The organism is Rhodococcus sp. PvR099, from assembly GCF_017833315.1.
GTDB lineage: Bacteria > Actinomycetota > Actinomycetes > Mycobacteriales > Mycobacteriaceae > Rhodococcus_G > Rhodococcus_G oryzae.
This window is the reverse complement of the sequence record NZ_JAFIBV010000001.1, coordinates 4212614-4230656: the sequence shown is the minus strand read 5'-3', so window position 1 is coordinate 4230656 and position 18043 is coordinate 4212614. Positions and strand designations below refer to the sequence as shown.

19 protein-coding genes are annotated in these 18043 nt (G+C 68.2%); 11 read left to right on the top strand and 8 right to left on the bottom strand.

All coding sequences use genetic code 11. The features are described 5' to 3' along the window. Positions 1 to 4: 4 nt before the first annotated feature. Positions 5 to 1153 carry a magnesium and cobalt transport protein CorA gene (locus tag JOE46_RS19480; protein WP_097213783.1) on the bottom strand — a complete coding sequence of 383 codons (1149 nt, stop codon included), beginning with the start codon at positions 1151 to 1153 and terminating at the stop codon, positions 5 to 7. A gap of 344 nt (positions 1154 to 1497) precedes the next feature. On the opposite strand from JOE46_RS19480, the gene JOE46_RS19475 reads away from it, so the two are divergent. From JOE46_RS19475 to JOE46_RS19465, 3 genes are all read left to right on the top strand, one after another. Next, positions 1498 to 2391 carry an Ig-like domain-containing protein gene (locus tag JOE46_RS19475; RefSeq protein ID WP_097213782.1) on the top strand — a complete coding sequence of 298 codons (894 nt, stop codon included), beginning with the start codon at positions 1498 to 1500 and terminating at the stop codon, positions 2389 to 2391. Between the two features lie 177 nt (positions 2392 to 2568). Next, positions 2569 to 3960, top strand: coding sequence for an HNH endonuclease signature motif containing protein (locus tag JOE46_RS19470; protein WP_209928141.1), 1392 nt, complete (start codon positions 2569 to 2571; stop codon positions 3958 to 3960). Between the two features lie 216 nt (positions 3961 to 4176). Next, positions 4177 to 4668: a carboxymuconolactone decarboxylase family protein gene (locus JOE46_RS19465; RefSeq protein WP_099459060.1), complete on the top strand. Its 492-nt coding sequence runs from the start codon at positions 4177 to 4179 to the stop codon at positions 4666 to 4668. 29 nt (positions 4669 to 4697) lie between these two features. On the opposite strand, the gene JOE46_RS19460 is transcribed toward JOE46_RS19465, so the two are convergent. From JOE46_RS19460 to JOE46_RS19435, 6 genes are all read right to left on the bottom strand, one after another. Then, positions 4698 to 5273, bottom strand: a complete 576-nt coding sequence (locus JOE46_RS19460; protein WP_097213419.1) for a signal peptidase I — start codon at positions 5271 to 5273, stop codon at positions 4698 to 4700. Beyond that, the gene (locus JOE46_RS19455; RefSeq protein ID WP_097213420.1) at positions 5270 to 5821 is read right to left on the bottom strand and encodes a hypothetical protein; all 552 of its coding nucleotides are present in this window, start codon (positions 5819 to 5821) and stop codon (positions 5270 to 5272) included. The genes JOE46_RS19460 and JOE46_RS19455 overlap by 4 nt, the downstream gene beginning before the upstream one ends. Positions 5822 to 5826: 5 nt before the next feature. Beyond that, positions 5827 to 6354: an alternate-type signal peptide domain-containing protein gene (locus JOE46_RS19450; protein WP_097213421.1), complete on the bottom strand. Its 528-nt coding sequence runs from the start codon at positions 6352 to 6354 to the stop codon at positions 5827 to 5829. Positions 6355 to 6417: 63 nt separating this feature from the next. Then, a complete protein-coding gene (locus JOE46_RS19445; RefSeq protein WP_257017699.1) occupies positions 6418 to 8100 on the bottom strand; it encodes a signal peptidase I in 1683 nt (560 codons plus the stop codon). 73 nt (positions 8101 to 8173) lie between these two features. Further along, a complete protein-coding gene (locus JOE46_RS19440) occupies positions 8174 to 8719 on the bottom strand; it encodes a SipW-dependent-type signal peptide-containing protein (RefSeq protein ID WP_245221113.1) in 546 nt (181 codons plus the stop codon). 257 nt (positions 8720 to 8976) lie between these two features. After that, positions 8977 to 9498 carry an alternate-type signal peptide domain-containing protein gene (locus tag JOE46_RS19435; protein WP_097213423.1) on the bottom strand — a complete coding sequence of 174 codons (522 nt, stop codon included), beginning with the start codon at positions 9496 to 9498 and terminating at the stop codon, positions 8977 to 8979. A 612-nt stretch (positions 9499 to 10110) separates the two neighbouring features. Here JOE46_RS19435 and JOE46_RS19430 point away from each other — a divergent pair. From JOE46_RS19430 to JOE46_RS19405, 6 genes are all read left to right on the top strand, one after another. Further along, positions 10111 to 10719 carry a response regulator transcription factor gene (locus tag JOE46_RS19430; protein ID WP_245222121.1) on the top strand — a complete coding sequence of 203 codons (609 nt, stop codon included), beginning with the start codon at positions 10111 to 10113 and terminating at the stop codon, positions 10717 to 10719. After that, positions 10680 to 11903: a sensor histidine kinase gene (locus JOE46_RS19425; RefSeq protein WP_257017700.1), complete on the top strand. Its 1224-nt coding sequence runs from the start codon at positions 10680 to 10682 to the stop codon at positions 11901 to 11903. Before JOE46_RS19430 ends, JOE46_RS19425 begins: the two co-directional genes overlap by 40 nt. Continuing rightward, positions 11900 to 12940, top strand: coding sequence for a hypothetical protein (locus JOE46_RS19420; protein ID WP_097213425.1), 1041 nt, complete (start codon positions 11900 to 11902; stop codon positions 12938 to 12940). Before JOE46_RS19425 ends, JOE46_RS19420 begins: the two co-directional genes overlap by 4 nt. A 135-nt stretch (positions 12941 to 13075) precedes the next feature. Beyond that, the gene (locus JOE46_RS19415) at positions 13076 to 13375 is read left to right on the top strand and encodes a LuxR C-terminal-related transcriptional regulator (protein WP_097213426.1); all 300 of its coding nucleotides are present in this window, start codon (positions 13076 to 13078) and stop codon (positions 13373 to 13375) included. A 46-nt stretch (positions 13376 to 13421) separates the two neighbouring features. Continuing rightward, positions 13422 to 14600: a sensor histidine kinase gene (locus JOE46_RS19410; protein ID WP_097213427.1), complete on the top strand. Its 1179-nt coding sequence runs from the start codon at positions 13422 to 13424 to the stop codon at positions 14598 to 14600. Further along, positions 14597 to 15673 (top strand): hypothetical protein, encoded by a 1077-nt coding sequence (locus tag JOE46_RS19405; RefSeq protein WP_143548506.1) that lies wholly within the window; start codon positions 14597 to 14599, stop codon positions 15671 to 15673. The genes JOE46_RS19410 and JOE46_RS19405 overlap by 4 nt, the downstream gene beginning before the upstream one ends. Before the next feature lie 34 nt (positions 15674 to 15707). Here the strand turns inward: JOE46_RS19405 and JOE46_RS19400 are convergent, their stop codons facing one another. Then, on the bottom strand, positions 15708 to 16469 hold the full coding sequence (locus JOE46_RS19400; RefSeq protein ID WP_097213429.1) for an SDR family NAD(P)-dependent oxidoreductase: 762 nt from the start codon (positions 16467 to 16469) through the stop codon (positions 15708 to 15710). Positions 16470 to 16637: 168 nt separating this feature from the next. Between JOE46_RS19400 and JOE46_RS19395 the strand changes: the two genes are divergently transcribed. Further along, positions 16638 to 17360, top strand: coding sequence for a FadR/GntR family transcriptional regulator (locus JOE46_RS19395; protein ID WP_097213430.1), 723 nt, complete (start codon positions 16638 to 16640; stop codon positions 17358 to 17360). Next, positions 17357 to 18037, top strand: a complete 681-nt coding sequence (locus JOE46_RS19390; protein ID WP_097213431.1) for a sterol desaturase family protein — start codon at positions 17357 to 17359, stop codon at positions 18035 to 18037. Before JOE46_RS19395 ends, JOE46_RS19390 begins: the two co-directional genes overlap by 4 nt. Positions 18038 to 18043 lie beyond the last annotated feature (6 nt).

Genomic DNA, 18043 nt, shown 5'->3' with positions numbered 1-18043 from the left:
CTCCCTAGAGCCAGCCGCGGCGTTTGAAGATCGTGTACAGGGTGATACATGTGAGCGCCATCATCAGCAGCGCCATCGGGTAGCCGCCCACCCAGTGCAGTTCCGGCATGCTGTCGAAGTTCATACCGTAGACGGTGCCGATCAGCGTGGGGGCGAACAGGATTGCCGCCCATGCGGAGACCTTCTTGATCTCCTCGTTCTGTGCGTAGCTGGCCTGGGTGAGCGCCGACATCTCCTCGTTCTGGGTCTGCGACACCAGGGTCGCGTTCACCGTGAGGATGTTGCCGAGCAGCTGCCGGAACCCGTCCGCCCGCTCGACCACCGTGGTGGCGTGGTCGGTGACATCGCGCAGGTACTTCTGCAGTTCCTCGTCGGTGTTGTACTTCTCGAAACCCGCGGACAGCCCGCGCAGCATGTCGAGCAGCGGCTTGGTGGCGCGCTGGAACTCGATGACCTCGCGAGAGAGTTCGTAGATGCGCCGCGACACCTTCGGGTCGCCGCTGAAGACCTCGGTCTCGATCTCGTCGATGTCGTTCTGCAGTCCGGCGACGACCGGGGCGTACCCGTCGACCACCGCGTCCAGGATCGCGTAGAGCACCGCCTCCGGACCGAGCTTGAGCAGCTCCGGGTCGTTCTCCATTCGTCTGCGCACCGCGGAGAGGTCCGGCGATTCGCTGTGCCGCACCGTGATCACGAACGTCGGACCACAGAAGACGTGCAGTTCGCCGAAGTCGACCCGCTCGGTCTCGTCCAGGTAGCGGGCGGCCCGCAGCACCACGAACAGCGTGTCGCCGTAGCGCTCGAGCTTGGGTCGCTGATGCGCGACGATGGCATCCTCGACCGCCAGCTCGTGCAGCCCGAACTGCTTGGCTGCGGCCTGCAGCTGCTCCTCGTCCGGCCGGTACATCCCGATCCACGCCATGGACGACTCGTCCGGCAGGCTGCGCAGTGCCTCGGCCAGGCTGGCAGGCGTCTCGATCCGGGCGCCGTCGCGGTAGACCGCACTGTTGACCACGCTTGCCTCCACCGGCACCACGGCAGGGGCGGGCGGCGTCGGATGCGGTGCCATCGAGTGCTCGGGGACGATCAGATCGCTCGAGGGGTTGGCGGATCGGCTGGGAAGCAGCGGACGGAAGGGTCGCTTTTCACGCATGAGGGCGGCTTTCGCATGAGTCGGATGCACGGGCGCGTGCCGCGGACTGGAGCGGCGCGGGTGTGATCGGAGAAGTCGCCTGGCGTGGGCAGAGGGTGCCCGACGGGGCTAGCGGCGACTTCGGTAGGTACTCGGAGGTTGGCTCTTCACGGCAAGCCACACCTCCTCTTCCCTCGACTCTTTCGGACCCCGATACCTTACTCCCCCGAACACACCCTCGGCACACGTGCGCAATTCACCCCGCCGGGGGCGCCACAGCGTGCACACTTGTCCTGCGTTCAACGGACAAGATTGTTTAACCGAAACTGAACGCTTGGGTCACTCGCCACATTAGGCTCCGCGCCATGACCACAACCATCAGCGCACCCGGCGGCCTCAAGCGGCTGACCACTGCCTTTGGCGGCGCGATACTTGCACTGTTCCTGGCAGCGTTCGGTGCACTGGTGATGCCCGCAGCCGCGCACGCCGACCCCACTTCCCTTCAGTACTCCGCGGACAACTCGGTCTGGGGCGACATGTCCCTGATCCCCGACTTCCACGGCGAGCTGATCCCCGGCGGAGAACTCACCACCACCTTCTACGCCAAGAACCCGACCAGCCAGGGCGGCACCCTTCAGGTGTACCTCGGGAACTGGACTAAGACCGCCCCGGACATGCAGGCGTACGTGCGCGTGGAGGTCAACGACGCCTCGGGCGCCATCGTGGACCTCACCAACAACCTGGCCGCGCCGGGCACCGAGCTCCAGTCGACCCACCTCGGCGCCGGGCAGACCGCCAAGGTGATGCTGGTGGTCGGCATGCCCGCCGGGGCAGGCAACGAGTCCCAGAACCAGTCGGTCAACCCGGACTTCGCGCTCGACTTCGAGCAGGACGCCGCGGCGGTCGCAACCACCACCACGCTGACCGGACCGGCCACCGCCAACTCCACCACCGCGTTCGAGCTGACCGCGACCGTGGCCCCGGCCGGCGCAACGGGCACCGTCCAGTTCAAGGACAACGGCGCCATCATCGGTAACCCGGTGCCGCTGACCAACGGTGTCGCGAAGCGGACGCAGACCCTCACCACCGCGGGCGCGCACAGCATCACCGCCGTCTACAACGGCGCCGACGGCTTCATCGCCTCCACCTCCGAGGTCCTCACCGTCACCGTCACCACCACCCCGGTCGAGCCGGGCACCGGCTCCGCCGGATCCTCCTCCGGCTCGCTCGGCGATCTGGGCAGCATCTTCGGCTCGTAATCGGCCGAGCCCCAGGGCTTCACCGCAAAACGCCCCTCCCCGTCAAGGTGGGGGGCGTTTCGTGTGCGCTCCGATGGTTGCGCTTACCGGTCATCGCTCTATCGCCATGACTGTTCAAGGGAAATCCGGTCGGGCAACACCCTTGCCATAGAACATATGTTCGATTAGGCTTCGAACATGGATCTCGACGAGATGCTCACCGCGCCACCGGATGTGGCCGCGTGGCAGCTCGCAGACACCGAGCTCCTGAGGCTGATTCCCGAGCTCTCGCTGCGGATGCGGCAGCTCGAGGCGCTACGGGTGCGGTTGATGCATCAGGTCGATCAGCGGTGCGTGGCCGAACAGGTCGGGGCCTCCTCCCCCGGCAACTGGCTCGCCGGCGCGGCCACCATGACCCCCGGCCAGGCCAACAGGATCGTCAAGCTCGGACGGGAGCTGTCGAAGCATCCGGAGGTGGCCGCCGCGTTCGACGCCGGTGACACCGACTGCGACCAGGTCCGGGTGATTGTCGAACTCTTGCACAAGGTGCCCGACCCCGATGCCCCGGCACGCAGCGACGACAACGTCGCAACCGAGACCGATGCGGACGGCGGCGGTGTCGATGACGGTGAGAATGTGTTCGACATCGTCGGAACCGACGCCACCCGAACCGAGGCCTGCGGCCGCTACCTCCTCTACGCCGCCCGCACCGAAGACTCCACCACCCTCGCCCGCCGAGCCAAGGCACTCGATCAGATCCTCAACGGCGACAAGAAGAACCCCGATTCGGAGAACGCCGAACTCAACGAGTTTCACGCTTCACCCGGACTCGGCGGCCGCGTCCACCTCAAGGGACACCTCGACGCCGCCTCCGGCGAAGCCCTCCTCACCGCACTCTCCGCCCTGTCCAAGCCCCGCCCCGGGGCCGACAACCGCGACGGACAAACCAGCAAAGACCAACGCACCCCCGCCCAACGCCGCGCAGACGCCCTCACCCACATCGTCCGCAGCTTTCTCGACTCCGGGCAGGCACCCAGCGAAGGCGGCGAACGACCCCACATCAACGTCTTCGTCGACGCCGACGACCTCGCCGCCACCACCGACGACCAACACCATCACCATGAACGCGGCCACCGGGGGCGTAGACGTGGACCGGCTTGGATGCCCTGGTTGGGGCCGATCTCACTCGACCTGGCCGCCCAGATCTCGTGCGACGCCGACATCACCCCCATCACCATGAACGCCGACGGCAATCCCATCGACGTCGGACGCACCACCCGCCTCATCCCCCGCAAGCTCCGCCGCGCCCTGAACGCACGCGACTGCGGATGCGCCTTCCCCGGCTGCGGACGACCCGCCGCCTGGACCGAAGGCCACCATATTCAGCACTGGTCCAACGGCGGACCCACCAACCTGTCAAACCTGGTGCTGCTCTGCCGCTTCCACCACACCACCATCCACCGCGGCGACTGGACCGTGGCGATAGGCGATGACGGACATCCTTGGTTCACCCCACCCACCTGGATCGACCCGCGGCGACAACCCGTGCCGGCACACAACCGGCGCAACCAACTCACCTTCGCCGCCTGAAAGGCGAAACCACCAGGCACCGCCCGACCACCCGGAAACGGGATGCGTCGGCGCGGTGCCCTGTGCCATGCAGCCACACCCCTGCTTCACGTGAACCGTGCCCGCCACGGCGGTCAGGAACTCGCGCCCAACAAAAAAGATCTCCCGGCCCTGTCACACTCCCGCCGCCCCGTTCGTCAGTGAGGTGTAGACGCCAACCGAAAGAGAGCAGCAACCATGACGAACACCACCTCCATCTCGCGGATGCCCAACCCCGGCGATTTCGTGCCGGAGCTGAAGGACATCAGCGCCGCCCTGTTCCGTGCCACGGGAAACCAGTCGGTCCCCCGCGCCACGATGAGCCTGGTCCACCTGCGCGCCGGGCAGATCGTCGGCAACACCTACCTGACCATCCTGAACACCGGATTCCTCCGTAAGGCCGGCGAGTCCGAGGAGCGCATCACGGCCGTGTCGTCCTGGCAGGACGCCCCGTACTTCACCGACGCCGAGCGAGCAGCACTGGCCCTCGTGGAGGCGGTCCTCCAGCCCGCCCCGCAGGGCAAGGAGCGCGTCAGTGACGAGCTGTATGCGGAGGCGGCCAGGCACTACGACGAGAAGGCACTGGCCACCCTCACCATCGCGATCGGCCAGATCAACTTCTTCATCGCCTTGGCCCTGATCGGCAAGCCTCAGCCGGTCGCCTCGCTGGCGGACGAGCAGTGGGACTGACCTGACCCCCGCTCACCCCGCTGACGAAACTACATCCGATCAGGAGACGCGCTCTGGTCGCGTGACCGTTCCCGGAACGCGCCGACGAACATCCATCCGGCGTAGAGGAACAGCCCGCCGACCACAACCGTGATCATCAGCGCGCGCTGCTTGCCGGTGATGAGGCTGTTGACGTAGCCCATGTAGGGCACGCTGTACCAGACCTTGCCTCGAACCTGCTCGGGAACAACCGGATTGGTGTCCGGTGATGGGTTCGCGTCACCCTGGGTGACGAAGGTGGTTTCGCCCTGCGAGTTCTTGCGCACCATGGTGATGCGATGGGTGACCACCTCGGGCTTCCCCGATTCCTTCTGGAAGGTGATCGCGTCGCCTGCCGTCAGTGCGGTCGGGTCATGAGGCTTCACCACGATCAGGGTTCCGGGCGGATAGGTGGGCACCATCGAGCCCGTGAGCACGGTGTAGGGCGTCGACCCGGTGAGCCGCGGGATGACGATCGTCAGCGCGAGGATCGCCACCAGCACAAGGAGCAGCAGCCACGAGACGATGCTCTTGACCCAACCCCACGCGCTGGTGTCCGGACCGGCGTCCTGCACCGCATGGCTCATCGGGATTCGGCCGCGAACGTGAACGTCGCGGTGGTGCTCGCGCTCGGAGCCGCGGCGGCCCCCACCGTGCCCCGCAGGCACAGCACCTCACTCGCACCCGGCTGCACCGTGCGCCACTCCGGCGCGGCCGGAGCCTGCGCACCGATCATCGCGCCGGCGTAGAGCTGCGTCGCGCCCGCAGGGGCACCCTGCGCGGGACACGCGGACTCGGAGCCCACCGTCGAGACCGCAAGCTCCAGCGGCACAGCGGCATTGGACTGTGCGGCATTCTGCAGCCGGTACTTCATCAGCACGTTGCCCGAGTTGTAAATGGTCACCGGCGCCTGGGCGTACGCGCCCGGCATCAAGTTCGCCCCCGCCAGGGCGGAGAACGGGTAGTTCGTGGTACCACCCTGTCCCACAGACAGATCCAGGATGCCCGAATGGATCGAGCCGGCGTCCACGGCCACGGACTTACTCCACAGCGCGCCGGTCTGCTGGGCCGACATCAGCGCCACTCCGACGACCGCGGCGCCACCGATCGCCAACCAACGAGTCTTGTTCGACATGGTGCCTACACCTGCTTCAGAGTGACGTTGAAGTTGGACAGATCGATCTGGGCGGTCTGTGCCGTGACTCCCGGGGTTCCCTGCGCGAAGTCGAAGGTCACCTTGACGTCGACGACCTTTCCGTTTTGCGCGGGCGTGATCACGGCACCCCCGGCGCCCGACGGGAGCGGTGCCCCGTTGACGGTCGCGGTGACGGCGGTCGTCATCGCGGCCTTGAGCGCCGGGTCGCCGGTGATGGTGGCGCCGTCGACGGCGAGGTTCGCCCGAAGGTTGGTGCCCTGTGCGGTGACCGTGAAACTAGCTGTATAGGTGACGACGTCACCCGGCACCGCTCGGAAACCGGTGATGGAGACGGCGCCGTTCTGGTCTTTCCAGTTCGGCGTGCCGCTCTGAGTGAGGGCGAGCGCACCGGCACCCACCCCACCGCCGCCGATGCTGGCCCCCGAGTTCCACGCCGCCAGAGTGCCTGCACCGCCGGCCAGCAGGACGGTCGCGGCCCCAGCCGCGATCGCGCCCTTCATCTTGTTGTTCATCTGATGATCAGCTTTCGTCGGAACCCCGTCGGGGGTTGGATAATTCGGCGCCGAAGCGGGCTGCTACTTGACGAGTTCCGCGATTGCGGCCGGCACGTCGCCGGTCTTCGGGTCGACCTTCGTCTTCGTCCAGCCCGACGAACCGTCGACCACGTACAGCGCATCGGCGTCGATGATCCACAGCCGATCGGTCCCGTCCTGCCACTTCACCATCGCGTTCGCACCCGCCGGGGTGCTGAACACCTCGGCGCCCGAGGCATCGGTCACCACCGCGTTCGAACCGGACACTCCGGCCTTGTACGTTCCCGACGGCGACGGATTGCTCAGATTCAGACCGCCGAGCTTCGGCGAGGACTCCTGTACCACAGCGGCTTCCGCCGCGGCGGGGGGTTCGGTCGTCGTGGTCGGCGCGGTCGTCGTAGTCGTCGGCACGGTCGTCGTAGTCGTCGGCACGGTCGTCGTAGTCGTCGGCACGGTCGTCGTAGTCGTGGTCGGCGGCACAGTCGTCGTAGTCGTCGGTGCAGTCGTCGTGGTCGGTGCAGTCGTCGACGGTGCGGTCGTCGTGGTCGGTGCAGTCGTCGACGGTGCGGTCGTCGCGGTCGTCGGCGCGGCGGTCGTCGTCGACGGCGCCGTCGTCGTTGTCTCGGGCGCAGCCGCTCGGGCCATCATCGCCTCGGCCCCACCGGGAGCCATCAGCGCCTGAGGTCCGCTGGAGAGATTGCCGTCACACTTGATGTTCCAGAGCGTGTAGGCCCAGATCTTCTCGCCGACCCAGCCGGTACCGACCTGCCCGTTCCGCACGGCCTTCACCTCGATATGGGACGAGGAGGCCGTCTCGTACACGTTGTTGTACGCGTTCACATCGATGTAGACCTGGTCACCCTTGTTCGGCGGAATCGTGGGATTCCAGCTGCCGCCCCACGCGTCATACAACTTGATGTCGTAGGTGTATCCCGGGCCGAGATGCTCCCACTTCATTCGGACGTAGCTGCTGTTGCTCTCGCAGCCCAACCACTTCGGAGCGGGCAGGAAGTCGACCGCCGACCCGAACGAGCTCGTGGCGGCCGACGTCTTGGCCCATGCGGCACTGGTGCCTGCGACCTGAGTCATGCCGAGCACCGCCAGCGACGCGGCACCAAGGGCCATCAGCGACCGAGCCGGCACCGCGAAACGCTGTGTCGGAGAGACGGTTCCGGCCTGCGTCTCCGGACTCGGCTGTGACACCTGATCCTGCTCCGGCACCATCTGGTCCTGCTCGGCCGAAGCGCCACCGGTGCCGGCATCCCCGTCGTCATCGCCCTTGCGACCCGAGGTGGGGCGGAAGGCGATGACCATCAGGCCGCCAACAAAAGCGCCACCGAGGAAGATCGCGATCGGCGAAGACAGCCACGCCACCACGTATCCCAGTCCGGGAAGGCTGAAGAACACCCGGTCGGCCTCGGTGACCGTGTACGGGGAGATGTCCGCGTCCTGGTTCGCATCGCCCTTGAGAATCAGCACAGAGCTGTCGCCGTCGGAGGACACGATCTCGTGCACGCGGTGGGTGATCCGCGTGCCCTGCTCGTTCTCGACACTGACGATGTCGCCGACGCTCAGCTCGGAGGCAGCCACGGGCTTCGAGAGCGCGAGGGCCCCGGTGGAGATCTCGGGAGACATCGAACCGGAGCGGAAGATCAGCGGCTTGATGCCGAAGAAGAACGACGCCGCGGCGGCCAGCACGCAGATCAGGCCCGCGATGGCGCCCACGTTAAGGGCGATGTCACGCCCGGAGCGAGAACTCGTGGAATCCACTGGATTCTGGTGGTCGGTCATGGCGCGCTCAGGCCGTCGTCGCGTTGAAGTTGAAGGAGGTGTTGACCGTCTGGTTCTGCGCGGCCGTCGGCGCCGCCGAGTCCAACACCACCTGGAAGCAGAGGGTCTCGCTCACGCCGTTGGCCAGTGAACGACCCGTACCGATCAGGTTGGCCGAGCCGCCCGACACCAGGGCGACGTTGTTCGCGATCACCGTGCCACCGCTGCACGCCGTACCGTTCGACGTACCGGTGGACACCGTCACCTTCAGGTACTGCGCCAATGCTGAGGACGTCGACGACGCCGCCATCGTGTACGAGAACGGACCCGAACCGTTGTTCTTCACCGGCAGCGTCGCCGCGACACTGTTGCCCGGCATCATCCCGGTCTTGGTCAGGGTCGTGAACCCGACGGTCGACCCGGAATCCCCGTTGAGCTGCAGATCGATCGATCCAGTGCTGAACACACCCGAGGTCGCCGTCGCCGTGTCACTCCAGGCCGCCAGCGTCCCGATCGCACCGAGACCCAACACGATCCCCAGCGACGCAAGCGCCCGCGGCTTTCTCCCCGACATCACAGAACGCGCCCGGGCGCCCAGCCCCGACACCGAACTCGAATCCTCATGACGAGACATTGATATGCCTTTCCTGCTCAGTCCAACGGGCGCCGCGGCGCCGAAAGTCGATGTGTGCGTAGCGATGCCGACGCGGGAAGCGGTTGATCACCCGACCCGCGATCCCCGCATCGGCATCGGCCGCCGGCCCGGGAGCGGGCCGGGCCGACGACCGACGCCTGCGGGTGCTCGCCGGATGGCGGCCAGGCGAGGTGGAGCTAGTTCTGCTGCAGCTTGACGGCGAAGTTGGACAGGTTGACGCTCTGTCCCTGCGCGGTGGTGCCGCTGGTCGCGTTGTCGAAGGTGAACTTCACCTTCACGTTGACCGTGCTGCCGTCGTTGGCCTCGGTGATTGCCCCACCGGCCAGCGGTGTGGCACCAATGGTCGCGGTGGTCTCCTGACCCAGAGCCGCGAGGAGCTCGGCGCCGCCGGTGATCGTGGCGGGGTCGGCCGTCAGGGTCGCGTGCAGGTTCTTACCCTTCGCACCGACGTTGAAGCTGGCGTTGTAGACAACGACATCACCGGGCACGGCCTTGAACTGGGAGATGTCGGCGATGGCGGTGCCGTTGCCCTCGGTCCATCCCGTGGAGCCCGTCTGCGTCAGCGACAAGGTGCCGGAGTTGACGGCGCCGCCACCAACGGTCTGCGAGGAGTTCCAGGCGGCCATGGTGCCCGCGCCACCGGCGAGGAGGAGTGCGGCCGCGCCGGCGGCGATGGCGCCCTTGGTCTGCTTGTTCATGTAAGAGCTCAGCTTTCGTCGGACCCCCGTCGGGGGTCAGGGAGAGTCGGTGATCGGATCTGGTTACGTGCGCCCGGTCGGGTGGGCTCGGTTTCGGACATCCGTGCTCGTTCAGAGGGTCTCGACATCGCGGCCGGTTCGCAGGTGAGGCGGTGCCTGACTCCGGTAACCGGTTTGCGATTGCATGTGTTTATCACAACGCTGTATCGAATTTCCGGCGTTTCGGGTCGATCGCCCAAATGATCTTGAACGGTTGTCCAGATGCCATTCCATTTTCCGATAGAGCGGGACAGATCCATCGCCTACCAGTCACTATCCGTTACACATGCCCCTGAATCGACTGTCCCTCATTCGGCGGATACCGCGCCTCAAATCGAATACGTAACGTAATTACACTTCGCATGGAATGGTGAATGCCGGTCGAGCCCTCGAGCGTCGAGGCCGGCTGTTAACGTCATCCGCAGCCCGCCCGATAACGCGATGGGCACGGTGCCGAGAACCCCCGGTGCGAGGAGCAGATTGACCGAGAATTCGTCGAACGCAGACCATCTCCCCGTGGCCGAAGTGGGCCCGCGACGCGTCGGCATAGTCGAGGACCACGAATCCGTCGTGATGGGCCTCGAGGCGATGCTGGCCGACCAACCGGATCTCGTGATCGTGGCGTCGGCCCCCACCGTGCCCGAACTGCTCACGCTCGGAGTCGATCTGGATCTGGTGATCCTCGATCTTCGACTCTCCGACGGCTCCTCCCCCAAGTCGAATGTCGAGCAGCTACGGGCCGCCGGACTCGAGACTCTCGTGTTCACGGGGGCGGAGAATCCCTACCTGGTGCGGCTCGCCGCCAAGGCCGGGGTACTCGGCGTGCTGCGCAAGTCCGAGCCAACCGCCACCGTCGTCGCCGCGATCACCGCGGCCGCGAACGGCGAGCAGGTGGTGACCACCGAATGGGCCGCCGCTATCGACGGCGACCCCGGCCTGCACGACGTCGGCCTGAGCCCTCGCCAACGAGATGTGCTCGCGCTCTACGCCTCCGGCGAGAAGGCCGCCCGCGTCGCCAGCCTGACCGGCCTCGCCCCGCACACCGTCAACGACTACCTGGCCAGGATCCGGGCCAAGTACGCCGAGGCAGGCAGGCCCGCCCGCACCAAAACCGATCTCTACAAGCGGGCCGTGGAGGACGGGTGGCTGCCACCACCGCTGCTGCACCCCGGCCGCCCGTGACCACACCGGCGAACAGTCGGCGCCACGAGTCCTCCGATCACATCTCGCGGATGGTCGCGCGGTTGATCAGCGCCGGCTACGCGGCCTACCTGATCCTGCTGTTGCCTGCCGCGATATCCATGGCGCCGCGGATGGACGCCTGGTGGACCCCCGTGGTCGTGGCCGGCGTGTACGGGTCGGGGCTGCTACCCGGCGCGCTGTCGTTCCGGCGCGACACCCGGCCCATGCGGATCGCCTCCGGGGTCGCGGCGACGGCGTTCCTGCTGGCGGTGTTCAGCTGGCCCCTTGCCTGGAACGGCCCGCCCCTACCCAGTGGCGAGCTCCTGTGGTTGGCCACCTTCCCCGGCCTGGCGAGCCTCGCGGTCGTGTCGACATGGCCGACATGGGTGATGTTCGCGCACTTGGTGATCGGGTGCGTCGCCGTCCAGATCGTCAACTTCGCCGCACACGAGGACGCCCCACGGGAACTACTGCTTCCGGAGATCACGTTCGCCATCATGTTCTGCACGCTCTTCATCGGCGCTGCGGTGATGGCGCTACGCACCGGCCGGGTCCTCGATGCCACCACCGATGCCACCCACGCTGCGGCGTCCGCCGCCGCCGCACGTCGCGCCCGCACCGTCGAACGGGAACGCTTCGACGCACTGATCCACGACGGCGTGATGTCCACCCTGCTGGCCGCGTCCCGGCTGGGTGCGACGCCCGCGGTCAGCCGCCTCGCGACCACGACGCTCCGCCAGCTCGACGCCCTGCGCGACGGTCGGGGTGCGCAGGAGCATTTCGGCTGCGAGGAGGCACTCTCCCTCCTCCGCGCGGCGGCGACCGATGTGGACGAGGGAGTCGCGTTGCGCGTCGAAAGGCTCGACGGCGCAGAGACTCTCACCGTCCTGGCCGAGACGACCCGAGCCCTGGCCGCGGCCCTGGCGGAGGCGCTGCGCAACAGCGACCGCCACGCGGGCGAGGCCGCGACCCGCTCGGTGGAGGTCACGGTGGCACGAGAGGGGATCACTGTCCTGGTCGCGGACGACGGGCGGGGCTTCGACCCCGCCGCGGTCCCCGCACACCGACTCGGGGTGTCCGTGAGCATCCACGGGCGAATGCGACAGCTCCACGGCGGGTCCGCCCGGATCGAGACCGCGCCGGGGGCAGGCACCCGGGTCCACCTGGCCTGGAGCTCGTCATGAGCATCGCGGGCGGAACCCGGGACGTCCGCGAGCTGCTCGGGTTGCACACGCGCGGCGCGAAGGCCCTCGTCGCCGCATATGTGCTGACCTTCCTGCTGCTCTCCCTCAGCTCGAGCCCGGGACCCGGCGCGGTGGGGGCGGAGCTGGCGGCCTGGCTCGTCGTCAGCGCGGGCGCGATCACCCTCGTCCGGATCGAGGGAGACCCCTTGCCGTTCCGCCCTGCGGTGGCAATGGCACTCGCAGGCCCGATCGCGCTCAACCTGGTGTTGTCCGTGGTCCCCGTCCCGGTCGACGGGCTGCTGCAGACCTGGCCGCTGGGCGCGGGAACCGCGATCCTGGCGTACATGTGCGTGCGCGGCCGGATCGCGCTCGGCTGGCTCGGCATGACGGCGATGCTCGGCAGCTGCGTGCTGTGGGCGATGCGTACCGGGCAGGGCGCCGGCTACGGCCTCGGCATGTCGGCGATCAACATGGCGCCACTGCTGATGGCCACCTTCGTCGCCTACACCGTCCGACCGGCCGCGAAGGAGATCTTCGAGCTTCGCGAGCAGACCGTCCGGCGCGTCGCCGCCGAGGCCGCCGACTCCGCGGTGCTCGAGGAACGCGACCGGCAGCTGCGGCGCCTCGACGAGCTGGCCAGGCCGCTGCTCGACCGGATCGCCACCGGCGTCGAACTCGATGAGGACGAGCGGATCGCCTGCCGACTACTCGAGGCGCACCTGCGCGACATCCTGCGTGCCCCTGGTCTTTCCGGACCCGTGGTCTCCGCCGCCGCTCGCGCCGCTCGGGGCCGGGGAGTCGAGGTCATCCTGCTCGACGACCGGGCCGTTGACGACGGGGGCGCGGCGCCCGACCGATTCCTCGGCATGGTGGCGGCCGAGCTCGCCGCGGCCACCGACGGGGCGATCACGGTGCGCGTCCTACCCCCCGGCCGCACCACGATGGCGACGGTGCTCGCCAGCAGCACCGACCGGGTTCGGCGCACCGAATTCGACCACGACGGCCACCCCGCGGACGCCGAAGCTTCGCTCGGCTAACCGTGCCCCTGGTTTCATGGGCAGGAAACTGCCGTCTCGGCAGATCGCGTCCCACCCCATAGCCTCGGTCCGCAAGGAGGGCCCGCGACGAGGGGTCGTGCCCTCGGCCAGCCGCGTACGCCCGGGGGTCGTGACATGAGAGCCGCAGTCGACGAACAGCACCACCATGCGCACGCACCCGCGGCGCGACCGGAACCGCGCAGCCTGCGCAGGCCGTCGCTGTCGCCGCGTGAGGTCGAGGTGCTGCTCCAGTGGCTGCGCTGCGATTCCAAGAACACCGTCGCCGCCGACCTGTATCTGTCCGTCGGCACCGTGAACACCCATCTCGCACGCATCCGCGCCAAGTACAACCAGGTCGGCCGCTCGGCCCCGACGAAGGCCGCGCTCGTCGCCCGCGCCGTGCAGGACGAGTTGATCTCGCTCGACGAGCTGTGAATCGGCCCACGGCAGTACCCGCGTTGATGACGGACCGCCGACGCGGATGACGAGACGCGTCAATCGGATCGGCACCGCCGAAGAAAAGATCATCCGCACCTTTGCCCGCGTGATCGGTGCCGGAGCGCTGGTCTTTTGCGTGGTGCTGATTCCCATCCTCATCATCCAGTCCCGTGAACTCGCACCGTGGTACACCCCGGTGGCCGCGGTTGTCGTCTTCGTTCCCCTACTCGCCCTGTGGCCCGCAAGCTTCGCCAAGGACCTCCGTTGGGTTCGCGGTCTCGGCTCGCTCTGCGCCGCGACCTACCTCCTCGCGGCAGCCGGCTGGCTGGTCGCGCTGCAGGGACAGATCTCGCCGACCCGCGAGGTGTGGATGTCCGCGATCCCCGGTCTGGTGGCGATGGCGGCGGCGCTGGGCTGGCGTCCGGCGCCGAGCGTGCTGTTCCTCGTGGTCAGCGCGAGCACTGCAGAGGTGATCCGTCACGTCACCCGCGGCGACTCACAGAGTCCACTGCTGGCGGAGACCTTCTACGTTGTGATGACCAACAGCCTGTTCGTCGTCGCGACCATCGCCGCCGTCCAGTCCGGACGCACCCTCGACCGCACCCTCGCCGCAGCCAAGCGCCAGTCCGCGGCGACCGCCGCCGCCTCCGCGCGGTACGTGGAACGCAAGCGGTTCGACGGGCTCATCCACGACCGCATCATGTCGACGCTGCTCGGCATCTCCCGGCACGGCAACACCGATCATCTCAGCGGGCAGTCGGCCGTCGCACTGGCCGAACTCGATCGGCTACGCGTCAGCGACGTCGCCACCGAGGACCTCGACGTGGACGCCGCGGTTGCGCTGATCCGCACCGCGCTGGTCGAGGTCGACGAGGACGCGTCCGTCGACCTCGAGGTCCGGGACGCGACGCTGACCGTTCCCAGGGAGGTCGCGCGCGCGATGGCCTCCGCCGCTGCCGAGGCGCTGCGGAACAGCCTGCGGCACGCCGACCACCCGGAGGTGGAGGCCGACCGACTGGTGATCATCGACGTGGACACCGAGGGCCTGCGGATGCTTGTCGCCGACAACGGCCGCGGCTTCGATCCGGCCCGGGTCCCGCAGTACCGCTTGGGGATCAGCGTGAGCATCAGTGCGCGCATGACAGCGGCCGGCTGCACCTCGGAGATCCACTCGGTCCCGGACCGCGGTACCCAGGTCACGCTCCGATGGGCGGCGCCGTGAGCGGGGCCCCGCCGCGCGACGTGCGCGACGTGCGCGTGCTGCTCGGCATGGACCGTCCGGCGGCGAAGGTGCTCGCCGCTCTGTTCTGCCTGAGCTTCACCCTGGCGGCCCTCGCCAATCTCGACGGGGTGCAGCATGTCTGGCCGATCGTCCTGGCAGCCGTGCTGGTCACTGCCGCGGCGGTGGTGATCATCGCCGTCCCCGGGGACCCGCTGCCGATGGCCTACACGCTCGCACTCACCGCTCTCGGACCGGTCGCGTGCGCACTGGTCCTGTGGCAGCTGCCCGTGCCGGGCTGGACTCTGGACTCCGCCTGGCAGATTCGCGCGGTGACCGCTGTGCTGGTCTACATGTCGGTGCGCGGCCGTGCGCCGTACGCCTTTGCCGGCGCCGCGCTGATGGTCCTCACCAGCGGGGCCTGGTCCGACGCGACCGGCCAGGGATGGGGCACCGGAATCCGTTTGGCTTCAATCAATCTCGCACCCGTCCTGATGTCGGTGTTCTTCGCGTTCAGCATCCGACCCGTTGGCCCCGCGGTGTTCAGGCTGCGCGAGCAGGAGTCCGAGCGGGCCGCGGACGAGGCGATGACCCAGGCCGTGCTGCGCGAACGCGACTCCCAGCTCACCCGGTTGGACCTGCTGGCCCGGCCGCTCCTCGAGAGGTCCGCGACCGGGGACGAGTTCGGCGACGGATGCCGCGAGGAATGCGGACTGTTGGAGGAGCGCTTGCGCGACACCCTCCGTGCTCCCGTGCTCGCGTCCGACGAGGGGGTCAGCCGCGCCGTGGAATCGGCCAGGAGGCGCGGGGCCAGGGTGATCCTCCTCGACGACGGCGGACTCCGCGACGGACCGGACGCCCTGGTGTCGCAACTGCACTCCGCGCTGATCGATGCCCTGCACGAGATCACCGCCGGGACGTTGACCGCCCGTGTCCTGCCCGCGGGGCGGGCGACCGCGGCCACCATCCTGTCCGAGAACGGCGCGCGGGTCGGCCGCGTCGAGCTCGGTCACGACGGCCGGGTGCGGACCGAGGTACGCCACGGCGGGATGCGCGAGATCGTTCCTCAGCGGTGATGCGGCGCGTCCGCTGCACCGCACCGCGGCACGATCAGGTGATCGTCAGTCCGCCGTCGACCGGGATGGTCTGCCCGGTGACATAGGCGGCCGCGTCCGAGGCGAGCCAGACGAGGGTGGCGGCGAGTTCCTCCGGGTCGCCGATCCGGCCGAGGACCAACCGCGGCGCCATGCTGTCGAGGTAGCCGTCCTGGTAGGAGTCGGTCATCTCGGACTTGAAGAAACCGGGCGCGATCGCGTTCACCCGGATACCCCTTCTGGTGCCCCACTGCTGGGCCAGGTCGCGGGTCAGTCCGATCAGCCCGGCCTTGCTGGCGGCGTAGGCGGCCTGCGGCAACCCCGCGGTGGTCAGGCCGAGGACGCTGGAGATGTTGACGATCGCCGAACCCGGCGCCATCACCCGGCCACAGGCCTGCGCGGCCCAGTAGGCACCGTTGAGGTTGATGTCGATCACCTGCCGGAACTGTTCCGGCGTCTCCCGCGTCGCGGGATGCGCCGTGCCGATCCCGGCGTTGTTGACCAGCACGTCCACCCGGCCGAAGCGCTCCATGGCGGCATCGATCATGTGCTGGGCCTGGTCCGGATCGGCGATGTCGGTCGACACGCACAGCGCCTCTCGGCCGGTGTTGCGCACGAGTTCGGCTGTCCGCTCGAGCTTGTCGACGCGACGGGCCGCGAGCACGATGTCGGCGCCCGCCTCCGCACAGGCGACCGCGAAGGCGACCCCCAGACCCGACGAGGCGCCGGTCACGACGACGACCTTGTTGTCCAGTCGGAACCTGTCCAGGATCCCCATCGTGTTCTCCTTCCGAAGGCTTCTAAGCGTCCGCTTAGTTTAGGGCATAGGGGCAGGGCCCCCGTGCGCGGTTGACGAGTCCAGACACTCGTCAACCGCGCACGGCAGCGCAGCTGCAACTGGTCTTACCACTTGACCACTGACCACATCAGGCCTAGCGTCGGTCACATGACCTTCGAGCCGATCGTGCGGCAGTCCGCCTCAGGCGCCGTGTTCGAACAGATCACCGCCCGCGTCCTCGGCGGCGAGCTCGCCGCCGGCGATTCGCTCCCGAGCGAGCGCCACCTGGCGGAAGCGCTCGGGGTCTCCCGTCCCGCCGTCCGGGAGGCGCTGCAGAAGCTGGCGCACTCCGGCCTCGTCGAAGTGCGGCAGGGGGATTCGACATCGGTCAAGGACTTCCGGCGCCACGGCGGCCCCGAGCTGCTGCCGAGGCTCCTCATCCGTGGCGGGCAGCCCGACTGGGCCGTGGTGCGCAGCGTCCTCGAGGCCCGCTCCATGATCGGCTCCCAGGTCGCCCGGTTGGCGGCCGCCCGGTCAGGGACCGAACTCGCCACACAGCTGCGGGACGCGGTTCACGCGCTCGGCACGGACGACGACCCCGTCGCCCTGCAACGGCATGCCCTGGCCTTCTGGGAATGCGTCGTCGACGGCGCCGACTCCATCGCCTTCCGCCTGATCTTCAACAGCCTGCGTCAGGCCTACGAACCCACGATGGCCGCCCTCGGCGAGGTGATGAAGGCCGAAGTGGGCCGAACGGACGCGTACATCCGCCTCGCCGACGCCATCGCCGAGCGGGACGAGGACGCCGCGGAACGCCTGGCCGTCGAGCTCCTGGAGCTGGGCACCACCGCGATCAGCACCATCATCGACAGCCTGGAGGGAACGAGATGAGCACGGATACACGGCCCGTGCGCGGCAGGAAGCCCGTCGATCTGCGGACCGCCGCAACGGAATTCTGGCGACATCCCTCCCCCTGGATGATCTCGGCGGTCCTGGTGACCGCGCTGATCGGCCGCCTCGTCGTCGGCGACTGGCAGCTGAGCGACGCCGTGCTGCCGGTCGTCATGCTGGCCGCGTTCCCGTTCGTCGAGTGGACCATCCACGTCTGCATCCTGCACTGGCGACCGAAGACCGTCGCGGGCATGACGCTCGATTCCCTGCTCGCCCGGAGTCACCGCGAACACCACGCGGACCCGCGCGACGTGCCGCTGATCTTCATTCCCTGGCAGACCCTGGTCTGGCTGATCCCGACCCTGGCCGTGCTCGCGGCGCTCGCCTTCCCCCGGCCGGGCCTCGCCCTGACCTTCCTCACCGTCATCGGCGCGATCGGACTCGTGTACGAGTGGACGCACTACCTGATCCACAGCGACTACCGTCCGAAATCCCGTATCTACCACGCGATCTGGCTCAACCATCGCCAGCACCACTACAAGAACGAGCACTACTGGTTCACCGTCACCACCGCCGGCACCGCCGACCGGGTCCTGCACACGTACCCGGATGCCAAGCAGGTGCCGACCTCGCCGACGGCGAAGAACTTGCACGCGGGCGCCGCGCGCGGCGCCTGAGCCTGA